Consider the following 14,893-nt stretch of genomic DNA (forward strand, 5'->3'; position numbering starts at 1 on the left):
TTATGCAGTAAATATTTGTAAATCCATAAATAAATAACTTAAAAGAATATGCAGCACTGAAGATGTCTGTGTGTTTTTTGACCAGGAGCCGCGCCATGAGTCCGTTGAACCTTGCGTCACCCTTAACACCACGACGGCTCAAACGCCTGCCTCTGGCCCTGTTGCTGGCAGGGAGCGCGAGCTGGACTCACGGCTACGCCGCCGAAGCGGAAACCCCGGCGCCGGTGCCGGCCGGCAAGCCTGCCGCCAACAGTTCACAATTGGAAACCGTGACCGTCACCACCCGCCGCCGCGAAGAAAGTTCGCAGGACGTACCGACGCCAATGAGCGTGGTCAGCGGGCAGAACCTGGAGACGCAGCGGGTCTACCGGATTCAGGATTTGCAACAACTGGTGCCCAGCGTCAACGTCGCCTACATGCACGCGCGGCAGTCCAGCGTATCGATCCGCGGCCTCGGTAATAACCCGGCCAGCGATGGCCTGGAAGGCAGCGTTGGTCTGTACATCGACAACGTCTATCTGGGCCGCCCGGGGATGGCGGTGTTTGACCTGATGGATATCGAACAGCTCGAAGTCTTGCGTGGGCCGCAGGGGACGTTGTTCGGCAAAAACACCACTGCCGGGGTGATCAACATCAGCACCCGCGCGCCAACCTTCACCCCTGAGCGCAGCATCGAAACCTCGGTGGGTGAGGACGGTTACTTCCAGACCAAGGGCACCATTTCCGGCCCGCTCAACGATCAACTGGCCGGACGCTTTTCGGCTTATCGAACCCGTAGCGACGGTGACATCAAAAACGAATACGACGGCCATGATCTCAACGGCGGCTCGCGCGAGGGCTTCCGCGCGCAACTGCTGTTCAAGCCCAATGAAGATTTCAACCTGCGCTGGATCGGTGACTACAACGAAGAGGATTCCAGCGCCGGCACCCGCGTGTTGTACAACACCGGGCCGACCATCAATGGCGTCAATCTTTACCAGTCGCGTGCCAATGCCGCCGGCGCAACGCTGGTCAACGGCTCGCACCGCAAGGTCAATCTGGACAACGATCAGCATGTCACCGTGCATCAGGGCGGCACCTCGGTGGAGGCTAACTGGACGCTGCCGAGCGACTTCACGCTGACCTCGATCAGCTCCTATCGCTTCTGGAATTTCACCCCGCGCAACGACGACGGCCTCAACGTGCCGGCGAGCTACAACGCCGGGGTGTCGGTGGAAGACAAACAGTACTCGCAGGAATTTCGCCTGGCCTCGCCCAAGGGCGAGTTCTTCGATTACGTCGTAGGCGCGTACTACTTCGGCTCGGATCTGGACAACAAATCCTTCGCTTATTACGGCCCGCAAGCCGACATCTGGAACGGCACAGCGCGCGGTGCTTTAGCCAACGTCACCAGCATTGGCAACGGCCATATCAAGACCGACAGCTTTGCGCTGTTCGCCCAAGGCACTTGGCACCTCACCGAGCGACTGGACTTCACCGCCGGGGTGCGTGGCACGTATGAAGAGAAATCAGCCTGGGTCACTCGCGATGCGCCGCTCGGTGGCGCCGCCGTTACGGGCGCTGCGGCCACGGCGCGGCGCGGGCGTGCCGGCGCTTATGATTCCGGCGATCTGAATCAGTACAGCTCGAGTCCTTCCGGGCTGCTCAACCTCAGCTATCGCATCACTGATGATGTGCTCGGTTACGCCACGTTATCCCACGGCGAGAAGTCCGGCGGGGTTAACCTCGCTGTCGGTTCCGCTCCGGTAGCGGGTGCCGATTCGCTGCTGATCGGCACCGAGCGCGCGAACAACGCCGAACTCGGCTTCAAGAGCACGCTGTGGGATCACCGTCTGCAACTCAACGCCAACGTCTTCTGGACGCAGGTCAACGCTTATCAGACCAACGCCTACGACGCGGAAAATCGCGTGCAGTACCTGACCAACGCCGGTTCCGTACGTTCACGCGGGGTCGAATTCGAAAGCACGGTGATCCCGCTGCGCGGCCTGACCCTGAACATCAACGGCTCCTACAACGACGTCAGCTACCTCTCGTACAAAGATGCCCCGTGCCCGCCGGAAGTCAGCCAGGCGCCGGGCGCTCCAGCGTCTTGCGATCTCAGCGGCCATCAAGTGGTCGGCGCTTCGAAGTGGATCGGTAACGCCAACGGCGAATACAAATGGAATCTGGATAACGGCTTCGAACCATACGTCACCGCGAGCTATGCGTTTCGCTCGAAAGCCGTCGGTACCGTCGAGGATTCCGACTACGGACAGATCCCGAGTTACGCCGTGGTCAACTTTTCCACCGGCCTGCGCGGCGATTTCAATCAGGGCCAGTGGGACGTGTCGCTGTGGCTGAAAAACGCTTTCGACAAAACCTATTACACGACTCTGTGGACGGGCGGTAACGGCGGCTATGAAGGCCTGCTCGGTACACCGCGCACCCTCGGCGTCACCGGTCGCTACGACTTCTGATTCGTCACTCAAGGAACTGCATCATGTTGCGTATCAAAACGGCTTTGCCGGTGTTGCTGTCCGGCGCAGTGCTCAGTGCCGGCGCTCTCGCCGCACCGAGTGTTTACCCGACTGGCGTCACCCGTTATGACCCGAACAAAGCGTTTAATCAGTATGTGATTTTCAGCGGTGCCGACAAACAGACGCACCTGATCGACATGAACGGCAACGAGGTGAAAACCTGGCCGCAGGCAGGTTTTCCGTCGGCGATCATCGATCCAGAACTGGTTGGCGGCGAACGCGGGCATGTGCTGCTGCAACTGAGTGAAAAGGACCCCGGCAAACTCGGATCCGCCGGTAACGGGCTGGGCAATCAAAGCGTCGGCGAACTGGACTGGAACGGCAAAGTCGTCTGGCAGTGGGGCGACAAGGCACCCGGTGGCGCGGCGCAACAACATCACGATCAGCGACGTTTAAGCAACGGCAACACCGTGGTGCTGGCGAACAAGGTGCACAAGGTCAAAGGCTTCAAAGTCCCCGAGGTGATCGACGATGCGATCTATGAAGTCAGCCCCGAAGGCGCGGTGAAATGGCAGTGGCTGGCGTCGGAACATTTGAATGAGTTCGGCTTCACGCCAGAGCAATTGAAGCTGGTACGGGCGAGTGATGATGCGGATTACCTGCACATCAACAACCTCAGTGTGGTCGGGCCGAACAAATGGTTCGATGCTGGTGATAAACGCTTCAATCCGGACAACCTGCTGTTTGATTCACGCAACGCCAATTTCATCGCGATCATCGACAAAAGCAGCGGCAAAGTGGTCTGGCGTCTCGGGCCGAATCTGCCGCTGATCAATCCGAAAGCGTCCCGTACATTGCCGCGCCCGGTTGATCAGTTCGTCGGTCAGCATGATGCACACATCATTCCGGCCGGATTGCCAGGTGCCGGCAATTTGCTGGTGTTCGATAACCAGGGATCGGCGGGTTATCCGAACGTTACCCTCGGGCTGATTTCCGGCTCGCGGGTATTGGAAATCGACCCGGTGAAAAGCGAGATCGTCTGGCAGTACAGCGCGGCCAATTCGAAGCAACCGGGGTGGGCGTTCTACAGCTCGTTTATCAGCAGCGCGCGGCGCTTGCCCAATGGCAACACGCTGATCGACGAAGGCATGAACGGACGGTTTTTCCAGGTGACGGCCAGTGGTGAAAATGTCTGGGAATACGTCAGCCCGTATTTCGGCAAGGCGCCGGGCAGCGACGCGATCAGCAATTGGGTCTATCGGGCGTTGCCTGTGAGTTATGACTGGGTGCCAACGGGTACGCCACGCTCCGAGACGGCGGTTAATGCCCCGGTTGTAGGCGTGCAACAAACCAATGCCAGTCGTTAGTTGAATTGGAATTATTGCTCGAACGAACGGCGATAAGTTATGAGCGGGTTGAAGGGTGCTTATTGCAAATTCGTTAGTAAGTCGCGTGGACAATAATTGAATGTGCAACCATCCTGACTGTCGTGAGTTTCCAGGAGGAAACTTGCTCTCATCGGAAGATACTTATCCCAACGATAAAGGAAATCGAATCATGTCGAGCATTAATGGCACTTATGTGAACGCTAACGCTGGCGCCAAACTGACGATTACCGATGGCAACGATTCCAACGGTACATTCAGTGGCACGTTCAGCCAGGGCGGCGTTAACTATGACGTCAGCTACGGGCATTACCATTTCCAGAACAGCACCGGACAACCTACCACCATCACATTTGTCGGTCTGAATGGTAATAGCGGATTTCAAGCGTGGTCATTGTTTTCTCCTGATCACAATTACGCAAAAGTTCGTGCGGCCGGTTCCCGTACTAATTTTGACGGTGAAGTAGTGACCCTGGCAGGGGAATTCGTCAAACAATAACCCGCGCGCAATTGATAAAGGCCGACGCACGAAAGTGCGTCGGCCTTTTTTATTGTTCCAGCAAAATAATAATCAACTATCTACTTGGTATTAGTTGTCCGGCAAAACCGGGTCAGGCGAATTTGATGCGTTGCGTGAATACTTTCAATGCCTGAAAAGCATGAGAATTTTCCCGCATCGCTACAGCCCACGTGGCACGTGGCTTTGGCGGAATTGATCAATTCATATATTCCATAAAGGCCTATGCATAACGTTAAAGATTACTTTCGGAGATAAGCGCCAAGCCCAATGATTCATCCATCGATTCGCCGTGGGGGATTCAACAAACGGTTGATCGGCAGTTTTGGTAGAGAACGCAAAAAGACCGCAGGGAGTGAATCAATGGGCAATGTCCAGACCGCCGCCAGCGCAGAGGAATTGCTGTGGAGTCAGACGCCGGGTGGCGAGTTGGTCGATCTCGGCCGGCCGCATCGTGTGCCGTTGGGACAGCTGCGTTTGCAGCGTGCGCCCAAAGGAATTTTGAGTCGGCGCGAAACCCTTCTGCTCGGCGTGCTCGCATTGGTGGTGCATGGCGCGGTGATCTACTGGATCAGCCAGAAGCCGACACCGCTGCTGCCGATCGTGCCGCCGGAAATTCCGCCGATGACTATCGAATTCTCGCGCCCGGCACCACCAGCACCACCGATTGTCGAGCCGCCACCGCCTGCGCCTGTGGTTGAGCCACCGCCGCCGGTAGAAGACGAACTGGCGGTAAAACCACCGCCGCCAAAACCCGTTCCGAAACCCAAACCGGTGGTTAAACAGGCCCCCAAACCAGCGCCGAAAGCCGTCGCGCAACCACCCGCGCCGCCACAACCGGCAGCCCCGGTTGCAGCGCCAGCGCCACCTGCTCCCCCCGCGCCGGCACCGGTAACCCCGGCCTCAGCGAATGCCGCGTACCTGAAAAACCCGGCACCGGAATACCCGTCGCTGGCTCAGCGTCGCGGTTGGGAAGGCACGGTGTTGCTGCGTGTGCATGTGTTGGCCAGCGGCAAACCGGGTGAGATCCAGATAGCCAAAAGCAGTGGCCGGCAACAGCTCGACGACGCGGCGCTGAACGCCGTCAAACGTTGGAGTTTCGTCCCGGCCAAGCAGGGTGATGTCGCCCAGGACGGCTGGGTCAGCGTGCCCATCGATTTCAAGATTCATTAAACCGAAACCAAATTCGCGCGAAACGTTTACACGAGGGAATCATCATGACGTTACTGGCATCTCCACTGGAATCCATCGAAAGCGCGGTGATCTGGCTGCTGGTGGTTTTTTCCGTCGCCACCTGGGGCCTGGCACTGCTCAAGGCTGTGCAGTTCGGTCGGCTGAAGGCGCAGGATCGGCGCTTTCATAAACGTTTCTGGGCGGCGTCGAGTCTGGATTCAGCCGCTGAATTGAGCGAGACCCAACCCGGCGCCGCAGCGCGGGTGGCACAGGCCGGTTACGCGGCGATTCAGGTGGGCGAGACGCCACAGGCGAATGATTTGAGCCAGGCGATCAACCATCAGGATCGCCTCGAGCGTGCATTGCGTCAGCAGATCGTTCGCGAACGGCGTTCGCTGGAAACGGGCCTTGCAGTGGTCGCAAGTATTGGTAGCACCTCGCCGTTCATTGGTTTGTTCGGCACGGTGTGGGGAATCATGGAAGCGTTGAAAGGCATCAGCGCCGCAGGTTCGGCGAGCCTGGAAACGGTCGCCGGGCCAATCGGGGCGGCACTGGTCGCCACGGGTGTGGGAATCGCCGTCGCGGTGCCGGCAGTGCTGGTTTACAACTACTTTTTGCGTCGGTTGAAACTGACGGCGGCGGATCTGGATGACTTCGCCCACGACTTCTACAGCCTGGCGCAGAAGAGTGCATTCCGCGTGTTGATCCACCCGACGGCGCACAAGGTCGCAACGCCGGGCAACGCGGCAAAAGTGAAGGAGGCGTCCTGATATGGCCTTCTCCACGCAGGACAGTGATGAGGTGCTCAGCGAGATCAACGTGACTCCACTGGTGGACGTGATGCTGGTGCTGCTGGTGGTGTTTATCGTCACCGCGCCGCTGCTGACCAACGCGATCCCGATCAACCTGCCGAAGACCGAAGCCGTGGCGCCGGTCGAGCAGAAGGACCCGCTAGTGGTGAGCATCGACGGTGCCGGCAAGCTGTTTATCAACAAGGACGAGATTCAGCCGGACTTGCTGGAATTCAACCTCAAGTCGGCCAAGGCCAAAGACCCGGAAGTGCGCGTGCAATTGCAGGCGGATGACGGAGTGAACTACGGCGAAGTGGCGCGGGCGATGGCTTCGATTGAGCGGGCAGGGATTACCAAGTTGTCGGTGATTACTGCGCGGTAACAGGATTTACGTTTTTCCGGGGCCGTCTCCTTGGCAGGGTGCGGCCCTTTTTTTGTTTCTGGCATTAAAAGCAGAACCCTCACCCTAGCCCTCCCGAAACGTCGGACCGCCCAGAGGGAGAGGGGACTGATCGAGGTGATTGTTCGAGATACGCCGACCTGAGATTTCGAGCCGAACTCAAGATTTGAACGGCATGAAGATCGGCTCCCTTCCCCCTCGCCCCCTTGGGGAGAGGGCTGGGGTGAGGGGGGAAAAGATTTCAAGCCATACACAAATCTCATATTCAATTCAGGTCTTAATAAATAGCTTCTTATTCCTTAACGAATATAAATCCGCTCCCTATACTCGTCCAGGAACAGACACGACGCAGGAGAGCTCCCCATGCGCAACGAATCAATCCGCTACCTGATTGTGCCGGGCTGGCAAGGATCGCCAGATGATCATTGGCAAAGCCACTGGCAGAACAGCCTGCCAAACAGTGCGCGGGTCGAGCAGGCCGATTGGCTGACGCCGCGTCGTGAAGACTGGGTGGCGGCACTGGCCGAGGCGATTGCCGCCGACAGCACGCCTGTCATCCTTATCGCCCACAGCCTCGGCTGCATTACCGTTGCCCATTGGGCAGCCACTGCGCCGCTGCAATACCTGCGTCAGGTGCGTGGCGCCTTGTTGGTCGCGCCGGCAGATGTCGAGCGTCCGGCGTGTGCACCGGCGCTGCGCAATTTCGCGCCGATTCCGACCGATCTGCTGCCGTTTCCGAGCCAGGTCGTCAGCTCCGACAACGATGCCGCCGTGAGCGCGCCGCGCGCACTGGAGCTGGCGCGCAACTGGGGTGCCGAGGCGGGAATTCTCGCCGGTGCCGGACACATCAACGTCAAGTCCGGGCATCAGCGTTGGGAGCAGGGTTTTGCTTATCTCTATCGCCTGCAAAACCGTATGGAACACCACGCCCGCCGCCGCGCCTGATCTTTTTTCTTTCAACGCCCCCGTCTGCCGGCGGTTTTGGGCGGGAGCCTGCCATGAGTTTCGAAACCTTCGGTCAGCCGTTGCTGACCTTTCCCGATGCGGAAAAAAGCCCCCTGAGCATTCGCGCCAAGGCGCTGGTGTTCGTCGATCCGCGCTCGCGTCAACTGCGTGAGGAGCTCGAGCAACTGGCGCCGCGCTCGACTTCGGTATTGATCCGTGGCGAGACCGGTACGGGTAAAGAACTGCTCGCCCGGCACATCCATCGCGCCAGTGACCGCAGCGGTCTGTTCGTTTCGGTCAATTGCGGGGCGATCAGCCCGACCTACGCTGATGCCGAGCTGTTCGGCTACGCTGCCGGCAGTTACAGCGGTTCAGCCAGCAGCCGTGCAGGCTGGTTCGGTTCGGCCAACGGCGGCACCTTGTATCTGGATGAAATCGGCGACTTGCCGCTGCCGATCCAGATCAAATTGCTTGCCGCGTTGGAGAACCACGAAGTCACTCGTGTCGGTGCGCATCAGCCAAGTCCTGTGGATGTGCGCCTGGTCGCGGCCACCAGCATCGATCTGGCGCAAGCGGTGGACGCCGGGAAATTCCACGAGCGCCTTTATCACTACCTCAGCGAGGGCCACCTCGAATTGCCGGCGTTACGTGCGCGTACCGGCGATATCCTGTCGCTGGCCGAGTATTTCCTCGGCATCTACAGCCAGCGTCTCGACCTTCCTGTGCCGCTGATCAGCGAAGCGGCGCAGCACGTGCTCGAACAACACAGTTGGCCGGGCAACACCCGCGAGCTGGAAAACGTCATTCATTTTGCGTTGCTGGTGAGCACAGGCGACGAGATTCTGCCGGAGCACCTGAACCTGCCCGAGGCGTCTGGCCCGCAGCTTCAGATCGAAAGGCTAGTGACACAAATCAACATCGGCGGCAGCGTCGCCGAGCGTAAGGCATTGAAAGATTTGCTGATTCGTTTGAGTGAGGGGTTGTAACCGTTTCGCTCAACATGAACAAAATGGAATATGAAGCTGAATAAACGTTATTGTCCGGGAATAAAAAATCCCGGTATTGTCCGCCCCACGCCAGCGATATCACTTCACTGGCACACGTATTAATGCCGTCGTCGATGACGACCGTGATTTTCGATAAGGACACTGCATGAAAAAGGTTCTGTTGTTTACCGCATTGGCGGCTGCTCTGACTGCTTCCCTGGCCAATGCTGGCGAAAAACTGGTGGTTGCCGCGACCCCGGTTCCGCACGCTGAAATCCTTGAGCTGATCAAACCGACCCTGGCCAAAGAAGGCGTGGATCTGGAAATCAAAGTGTTCACCGACTACGTTCAGCCGAACGTACAGGTCGGCGAGAAGCGTCTGGACGCCAACTACTTCCAGACCCTGCCGTACCTGAACAGCTTCAACCAGGGCAAATACAAGGACGACAAGTCCAAGTACCTGGTGACCGTGCAGGGCGTGCACGTTGAACCGTTCGGTGGTTACTCGAGCAAGTACAAGACCCTGGCTGAACTGCCGGACGGCGCCACCATCGCGATCCCGAACGAAGGCAGCAACAGCGGCCGCGCACTGATCCTGCTGCAGAAGGCTGGCCTGATCGAGCTGAAAGACCCGAAGAACGCTCTGGCAACGCCAAAAGACATCGCCAAGAACCCGCACAACTTCAAGTTCAAGGAGCTGGAGTCGGCCCTGCTGCCACGCGTTCTGAAAGAAGTTGATCTGGACATGATCAACACCAACTACGCGCTGGAAGCCAAGTTGAACCCGCAGAAAGATGCGCTGGTGATTGAAGGTGCTGATTCGCCGTACGTGAACTTCCTGGTGGCCCGTGAGGACAACAAGAACAGCGACGCGATCCAGAAACTGGCCAAAGCCCTGACCAGCCCGGAAGTCAAAGCGTTCATCGAGAAGAAGTACAACGGCGCGGTACTGCCGGCGTTCTGATCTGACGCTCGAACCACCCCCTTCAAGGTGTGAAAACGCCGATGGCCAGCGATGGGCATCGGCGTTCTTGTGTGTGCGTTGAAAAGCCCCTCACCCTAGCCCTCCCGGAACGTCGGACCGCCCAAAGGGAGAGGGGACTGATTGGGGGATGCTGTGGAAGTACGCCGACCTGATATGGCTTTACCGAATCCATAATCGACTCGGTCATTCAGGTCGACGTTTGACGAAAGACACTGCGGTCGGCCCCCTCTCCCTCGGGGAGAGGGCTGGGGTGAGGGTGCTGTTGATCTTGACCTCAGGCAACCTGAGCCTTCAACGCCCGCCTCAACGCCACCAACAATTTCACAATCTCCTGCGGATCCAGTCGCTGCGGCACTTTTACGTCCATGTTCTCTTCCTTGTTATGAGGTTGGCCGGGGGAGTCTGGCCAAAAGCTGTTCGTCCTTGGAGGGCTTTCATGAAAAAAAGATCCTTCCTACAGCGCAAAGAAAAATAGCCTTCTTATTCCTTCCCGGCAAACCCACAAGATAGTTTTTTGGGTGATATCAATATGCTTTAACGGTATTTAAATTCTTGTTTTTATACCTATAAAGTCGGTGTCTGCCGGACAGCCATCCGCTGCCCATGGACTGCACCACCGTCGCTTACCGAGCGGCGTTCAGGGCGTTTCATGACCTTCGATTACGCATTTATCCTCAGCACCCTGCCGGCGTTTCTCAAAGCCGTGGGCGTAACGCTGCAGGTCGGTTTTATCGCCATTGGCACCTCGCTGCTGGTGGCGCTGCTCAACGCGACGATTCTGGTGTTCCGCACGCCGTACCTGCAAAGACTGGTGGGTCTGTATGTGGAACTGGCACGCAACACGCCGTTGCTGATTCAGTTGTTCTTCGTCTACTTCGCCTTGCCGGCGTTGGGGATCAAAGTCTCTGGTTTCACTGCCGCGATCATCACCATGACCTTTCTCGGCGGCGCTTACCTCACCGAAGTGCTGCGCGCCGGCGTCGATGCGGTGCCGCAGGCACAACTGGAATCAGGGCGCTCAATCGGCCTGTCCCATGGCCAGTTGCTGCGCTACGTGATCCTGCCGCAAGCGGGGATTCTCAGCCTGCCGTCGTTGTTCGCCAATTTCATTTTCCTGCTCAAGGAAACCACCGTGGTCTCGGCGGTGGCCGTGCCGGAAATCCTCTACACCACCAAGAGCTACATCGCGCTCTACTACAAAACCTACGAAATGCTCGCCGTGCTGACGCTGATCTGCGTGCTGCTGTTCTTGCCGCTGTCGCTGCTGCTCAGCCGTCTGGAAAGGAGGCTCCAGCATGGCCAGTTCGGGTCTTGAACTGCTCTGGGTGTCGTTGCCGCAATTGGCCAAAGGTGCCGGACAAACCCTGTCGATCTCGTTTCTGAGCATCGCCATCAGCACCGTCGGCGGCGTGCTTAACGGTGTGTTGCGCACGCTCAACGTGAGGTGGCTGAACGCGCTCTTACGGGTGTATCTGGAGTTGTTCCGGGCGATTCCGGTGCTGGTCTGGCTGTACCTGTTGTTCTTCGGCTTGCCGATTTTCTTCGGACTGAGCCTGCCGAGTTTCTGGTGCGCAGTGCTGGTGCTGTCGCTGTGGGGCGCCAGTGAAGTCGGCGAAGTGGCGCGCGGTGCGTTGCATTCGTTGCCGCGCGGGCAGCGTGAAGCGGGGCTTTCGATTGGTTTGAACGCCGCGCAACTCTACGGCTACGTGCTGCTGCCGCAAGCGCTGAAACGCATGACACCACCGACCATCAACGTCTATACGCGGATCATCAAGACCAGCTCATTGGCGGTGCTGATCGGTGTGGTCGATGTGATCAAGGTCGGCCAGCAGATCATCGAGCGTACCTACGAATCGGTGCTGATCTACGGCGCGCTGTTCCTGTTTTTCTTTTTCATCTGCTACCCGCTCTCGGCCGCTTCGCGCGTGCTGGAGCGGCGCTGGACGCAAGCATGAGCGCATTGATCGAGTTTCACGGTTTCAACAAATTCTACGGCGAGCAGCAGGTGCTCAACGACATCGACCTGCAGGTGCAGAGTGGCGAAGTGATCGTCATCCTCGGCCCTAGCGGTTGCGGCAAAAGCACCTTGCTGCGTTGCCTCAATGGTCTGGAAGAAGCCCACAGCGGCAGCCTGAAATTTGTCGGCCGCGAGCTGCTGGACAAGTCCACCGACTGGCGCGAGATCCGCCAGCAGATCGGCATGGTGTTCCAGAGTTATCACCTGTTCCCGCACATGAGCGTGCTCGACAATTTGCTACTTGGCCCGCTCAAGGTACAGAAGCGTCAGCGCCGCGAAGCGCAACAGCAAGCCGAAGCGCTGCTCGAACGCGTTGGCCTGGCGGACAAGCGCGATGCCTTCCCGCGTCAGCTCTCCGGCGGCCAGCAGCAACGCATCGCCATCGTCCGCTCGCTGTGCATGAACCCACGGGTGATGCTCTTCGACGAAGTCACCGCCGCCCTCGACCCGGAAATGGTCAAGGAAGTTTTGCAGGTCATTCAGGGCCTCGCTCGTGAGGGCATGACCCTGTTGATCGTCACCCATGAAATGGCCTTCGCCCGCGCGGTGGCCGATCGCATCGTGTTCATGGATGCCGGGCGCATCCTTGAACAGAACCCGCCCGAGATTTTCTTTACGAACCCGCAAACCGCACGCGCGCAGCAGTTTCTGGAGAAGTTCTCCTTTGTGGCAACACTGCCAAAAACGAATCCGACAAAGGAACTGGAACTGTTATGAAAACTGCCGCTTTTTTACTGCCTCTGCTCAGCCTCGCCTTGCTTGCCGGTTGCAGCAAAACCGAAGAACCGCCGAAGCCGAAAGTCGCCAGCGAAAGCACTGCGCCGGCCGGTTATCTGGACAAGATCAAGGCTCGCGACAAGTTGATTGTCGGTGTCTTCACCGATAAACCACCATTCGGTTTTGTCGATGAAGCGGGGCGCTACGTCGGTTTCGATACCGACATCGGCCGCCGTTTCGCCAAGGATCTGCTTGGCGATGAAAACAAGGTCGAGTTCGTCGCCGTCGAGCCGGCGAGTCGCATCCCTTTCCTGCAAAGCGACAAGGTCGACCTGATCCTCGCCAACATGACCGTGACCCCGGAGCGCAAGGAGGCGGTGGAATTTACTAACCCGAATCTCAAGGTCGCGGTGCAGGCGCTGGTACCGCAAAGCAGCTCGGTGAAAAACCTTGATGACCTGGCGACCCGCACCACCATCGTCACTACGGGCACTACCGCCGATATCTGGCTGACCAAGAATCACCCGGACTGGAAACTGCTGAAGTTCGAGAAAAACTCCGAATCGCTGCAAGCCCTGGCCAATGGTCGTGGCGATGCGTACGCACAGGACAATCTGGTGTTGTTCAGCTGGGCCAAGCAGAACCCGGGCTATCGCGTGCTGGATGAAAAACTGGGGGCTGAAGCGCCGATCGCGCCGGCGGTGAAGAAGGGCAATCTCGAGTTGCGTGACTGGGTGAATACCGAGCTGACCAAGCTGGGTGAAGAGAAGTATCTGCTCAAGCTGTATGACCAATATGTGCGTAAAGAGCTGAGCGATGACACCAAGCCTGAGAGCGTGATTGTCGAGGGTGGCAAGTGGCAGGGGTGATTGTCTGTTGAGTCGGTGGTGAGGCCCGCCCCTCACCCCAGCCCTCTCCCGAAGGAGAGGGAGCCGACCGAGGTGTCTTGCATCAGACATCGACCTGACAAACCGAGTCGATTATGGATTCACAGACGCATTTCGCGTCGGCGTCATGTCGATTTTGGATTCACAGATGCATTTTCACGTCGGCGTCACTCCTGAGCATCCCCCAATCAGTCCCCTCTCCCGAAGGAGAGGGAGCCGACCGAGGTGTCTTGCATCAGACATCGACCTGACAAACCGAGTCGATTATGAATTCACAGACGCATTTCGCGTCGGCGTCATTTCGATTTTGGATTCACAGATGCATTTTCACGTCGGCGTCACTCTTGAGCATCCCCCAATCAGTTCCCTCTCCCTCTGGGAGAGGGTTAGGGTGAGGGGCTTTTGCCTGAATCACTCAATCCGGCCAGTTCCACGCCGGCTCATCCAGCACCCGCTGGCCGACAATTCCGGTCTGCCCCAGGGTTTTCTCCAGCACGATGCAATTGCACTCCGGGTCTTCCTGCAACGCCGAAATCAACCGCCGCGCATGCGACACCACCCACACCTGACACTGCTCCGAGGCACGGATAATCAACCGCGCCAGTGCCGGCAACAGATCCGGGTGCAGGCTGGTCTCCGGTTCGTTCAGCACCATCAGCGACGGCGGCCTCGGCGTTAGTAGCGCCGCAACCAACAGCAAATAACGCAACGTGCCGTCCGACAACTCCGCCGCCGATAACGGCCGCAACAAGCCTTCCTGATAAAACTCGATGGCAAACCTTCCACCGGCCTGAGCTTCGATATGCACCCGTGCGCCAGGAAACGCATCGGTAATCGCCGCACGCATGGCGTCGCCGTCACCGATTTCGATAATGGTCTGCAACGCCGCTGCCAGATCACGGCCGTCGTGATGCAGCACTGGTGTGCGTGTGCCGAGTTGTGGCTGACGCACCGGTGCATCGGCATCGCTGCGAAAGTGATCATAAAATCGCCAGCGGCGAATGAACTCACGCATCTGGAACACTTCCGGCGAGCTGCGCAGGCTGCCGACCTGATCGAACAGACTGTCGAAATTCGGTGTGTGTTGCGCCAGTACGTCCCATTTGCGCTCGGCGCGTGCGCGGATCATCGGGCCGTCGCGATCCACCAGCAGGCTGGCGGGGCGGTAAAGCGCGCCGGCCCAGATGCATTCGCGCTTGATCTGCGGGTCGAGGCTGAAGCGCGAAGGAATGGGGCGCGACTGCTCGGGCAGCATGAAGTGGCCGTTCGAGTCGGGGAGTCCGAGGCTGATCGAGTAGCTGAAATCTTCCCCGGCGAACCCCAGGCGCAGTCGCTTCACGCCTTGGCGTACCGTCGACTGGATCGGCACTTCACCATTGCGCATGCGTCTGCTGATGGTTTCCGGTCCGGCCCAGAAGGTCGACTCTAGCCCACCCTCACGGGCCAGTGCATTGACCACCCCGCCCTGAGCGGTTTCCGCCAACAGGCGCAAGGCCCGGTAGAGGTTGGACTTGCCGCTGCCGTTGGGGCCGGTGATCAGGTTCAGCCGGCCGAGCGGGATCACCAGTTTGTTGATCGAGCGGTAATTGGCCACCGCGAGAGTATTGAGCATGGAATTCCTTCTCTTGAGGCGC

At 58.5% G+C, this 14,893-nt stretch carries 14 protein-coding genes; 13 read left to right on the forward strand and 1 reads right to left on the reverse strand.

Features of this window, described 5'->3' with window-relative positions; all coding sequences use genetic code 11:
- Positions 1–95 precede the first annotated feature (95 nt).
- The 13 genes from H8F23_RS18615 (at position 96) to H8F23_RS18675 (ending at position 13,241) form a co-directional block, all read left to right on the forward strand.
- A complete protein-coding gene (locus H8F23_RS18615) occupies positions 96–2,456 on the forward strand; it encodes a TonB-dependent receptor (RefSeq protein ID WP_194935363.1) in 2,361 nt (786 codons plus the stop codon).
- Positions 2,457–2,479: 23 nt separating this feature from the next.
- Positions 2,480–3,823 carry an aryl-sulfate sulfotransferase gene (locus tag H8F23_RS18620; protein WP_194935364.1) on the forward strand — a complete coding sequence of 448 codons (1,344 nt, stop codon included), beginning with the start codon at positions 2,480–2,482 and terminating at the stop codon, positions 3,821–3,823.
- Between the two features lie 190 nt (positions 3,824–4,013).
- On the forward strand, positions 4,014–4,340 hold the full coding sequence (locus H8F23_RS18625; RefSeq protein WP_038359731.1) for a hypothetical protein: 327 nt from the start codon (positions 4,014–4,016) through the stop codon (positions 4,338–4,340).
- 381 nt (positions 4,341–4,721) lie between these two features.
- Positions 4,722–5,531 carry an energy transducer TonB gene (locus H8F23_RS18630; protein ID WP_194935365.1) on the forward strand — a complete coding sequence of 270 codons (810 nt, stop codon included), beginning with the start codon at positions 4,722–4,724 and terminating at the stop codon, positions 5,529–5,531.
- A 44-nt stretch (positions 5,532–5,575) separates the two neighbouring features.
- A complete protein-coding gene (locus H8F23_RS18635) occupies positions 5,576–6,301 on the forward strand; it encodes a MotA/TolQ/ExbB proton channel family protein (protein ID WP_093440486.1) in 726 nt (241 codons plus the stop codon).
- Position 6,302: 1 nt separating this feature from the next.
- The gene (locus H8F23_RS18640) at positions 6,303–6,704 is read left to right on the forward strand and encodes an ExbD/TolR family protein (RefSeq protein WP_003220570.1); all 402 of its coding nucleotides are present in this window, start codon (positions 6,303–6,305) and stop codon (positions 6,702–6,704) included.
- A 381-nt stretch (positions 6,705–7,085) separates the two neighbouring features.
- Positions 7,086–7,667 carry an alpha/beta hydrolase gene (locus H8F23_RS18645; RefSeq protein WP_093440491.1) on the forward strand — a complete coding sequence of 194 codons (582 nt, stop codon included), beginning with the start codon at positions 7,086–7,088 and terminating at the stop codon, positions 7,665–7,667.
- 53 nt (positions 7,668–7,720) lie between these two features.
- Positions 7,721–8,653 (forward strand): sigma 54-interacting transcriptional regulator, encoded by a 933-nt coding sequence (locus H8F23_RS18650; RefSeq protein WP_186620788.1) that lies wholly within the window; start codon positions 7,721–7,723, stop codon positions 8,651–8,653.
- Positions 8,654–8,819: 166 nt separating this feature from the next.
- A complete protein-coding gene (locus H8F23_RS18655) occupies positions 8,820–9,617 on the forward strand; it encodes a MetQ/NlpA family ABC transporter substrate-binding protein (RefSeq protein WP_007918708.1) in 798 nt (265 codons plus the stop codon).
- 670 nt (positions 9,618–10,287) lie between these two features.
- Positions 10,288–10,953, forward strand: coding sequence for an amino acid ABC transporter permease (locus H8F23_RS18660; protein WP_038359751.1), 666 nt, complete (start codon positions 10,288–10,290; stop codon positions 10,951–10,953).
- On the forward strand, positions 10,934–11,593 hold the full coding sequence (locus H8F23_RS18665; RefSeq protein ID WP_194935366.1) for an amino acid ABC transporter permease: 660 nt from the start codon (positions 10,934–10,936) through the stop codon (positions 11,591–11,593). Before H8F23_RS18660 ends, H8F23_RS18665 begins: the two co-directional genes overlap by 20 nt.
- Positions 11,590–12,372, forward strand: a complete 783-nt coding sequence (locus H8F23_RS18670) for an amino acid ABC transporter ATP-binding protein (protein ID WP_194935367.1) — start codon at positions 11,590–11,592, stop codon at positions 12,370–12,372. Before H8F23_RS18665 ends, H8F23_RS18670 begins: the two co-directional genes overlap by 4 nt.
- Positions 12,369–13,241 (forward strand): transporter substrate-binding domain-containing protein, encoded by an 873-nt coding sequence (locus H8F23_RS18675; RefSeq protein ID WP_194935368.1) that lies wholly within the window; start codon positions 12,369–12,371, stop codon positions 13,239–13,241. Before H8F23_RS18670 ends, H8F23_RS18675 begins: the two co-directional genes overlap by 4 nt.
- A 433-nt stretch (positions 13,242–13,674) precedes the next feature.
- Here the strand turns inward: H8F23_RS18675 and H8F23_RS18680 are convergent, their stop codons facing one another.
- Complete coding sequence (locus H8F23_RS18680; protein WP_194935369.1) at positions 13,675–14,871, reverse strand: AAA family ATPase; 1,197 nt, start codon at positions 14,869–14,871, stop codon at positions 13,675–13,677.
- Between the last annotated feature and the right edge of the window lie 22 nt (positions 14,872–14,893).

Origin of the sequence: Pseudomonas neuropathica, assembly GCF_015461835.1 — a bacterium.
Taxonomy (GTDB): Bacteria; Pseudomonadota; Gammaproteobacteria; order Pseudomonadales; family Pseudomonadaceae; genus Aquipseudomonas; species Aquipseudomonas neuropathica.

Bases quoted from the DNA above. Each gene is read 5' to 3' on its own strand.
- H8F23_RS18675 (WP_194935368.1), top strand. From the start codon at position 12,369: ATGAAAACTGCCGCTTTTTTACTGCCTCTGCTCAGCCTCGCCTTGCTT.
- H8F23_RS18635 (WP_093440486.1), top strand. From the start codon at position 5,576: ATGACGTTACTGGCATCTCCACTGGAATCCATCGAAAGCGCGGTGATC.
- H8F23_RS18640 (WP_003220570.1), top strand. From the start codon at position 6,303: ATGGCCTTCTCCACGCAGGACAGTGATGAGGTGCTCAGCGAGATCAAC.
- H8F23_RS18660 (WP_038359751.1), top strand. From the start codon at position 10,288: ATGACCTTCGATTACGCATTTATCCTCAGCACCCTGCCGGCGTTTCTC.
- H8F23_RS18645 (WP_093440491.1), top strand. From the start codon at position 7,086: ATGCGCAACGAATCAATCCGCTACCTGATTGTGCCGGGCTGGCAAGGA.
- H8F23_RS18615 (WP_194935363.1), top strand. From the start codon at position 96: ATGAGTCCGTTGAACCTTGCGTCACCCTTAACACCACGACGGCTCAAA.
- H8F23_RS18655 (WP_007918708.1), top strand. From the start codon at position 8,820: ATGAAAAAGGTTCTGTTGTTTACCGCATTGGCGGCTGCTCTGACTGCT.
- H8F23_RS18680 (WP_194935369.1), bottom strand. From the start codon at position 14,871: ATGCTCAATACTCTCGCGGTGGCCAATTACCGCTCGATCAACAAACTG.
- H8F23_RS18620 (WP_194935364.1), top strand. From the start codon at position 2,480: ATGTTGCGTATCAAAACGGCTTTGCCGGTGTTGCTGTCCGGCGCAGTG.
- H8F23_RS18650 (WP_186620788.1), top strand. From the start codon at position 7,721: ATGAGTTTCGAAACCTTCGGTCAGCCGTTGCTGACCTTTCCCGATGCG.
- H8F23_RS18670 (WP_194935367.1), top strand. From the start codon at position 11,590: ATGAGCGCATTGATCGAGTTTCACGGTTTCAACAAATTCTACGGCGAG.
- H8F23_RS18665 (WP_194935366.1), top strand. From the start codon at position 10,934: ATGGCCAGTTCGGGTCTTGAACTGCTCTGGGTGTCGTTGCCGCAATTG.
- H8F23_RS18625 (WP_038359731.1), top strand. From the start codon at position 4,014: ATGTCGAGCATTAATGGCACTTATGTGAACGCTAACGCTGGCGCCAAA.
- H8F23_RS18630 (WP_194935365.1), top strand. From the start codon at position 4,722: ATGGGCAATGTCCAGACCGCCGCCAGCGCAGAGGAATTGCTGTGGAGT.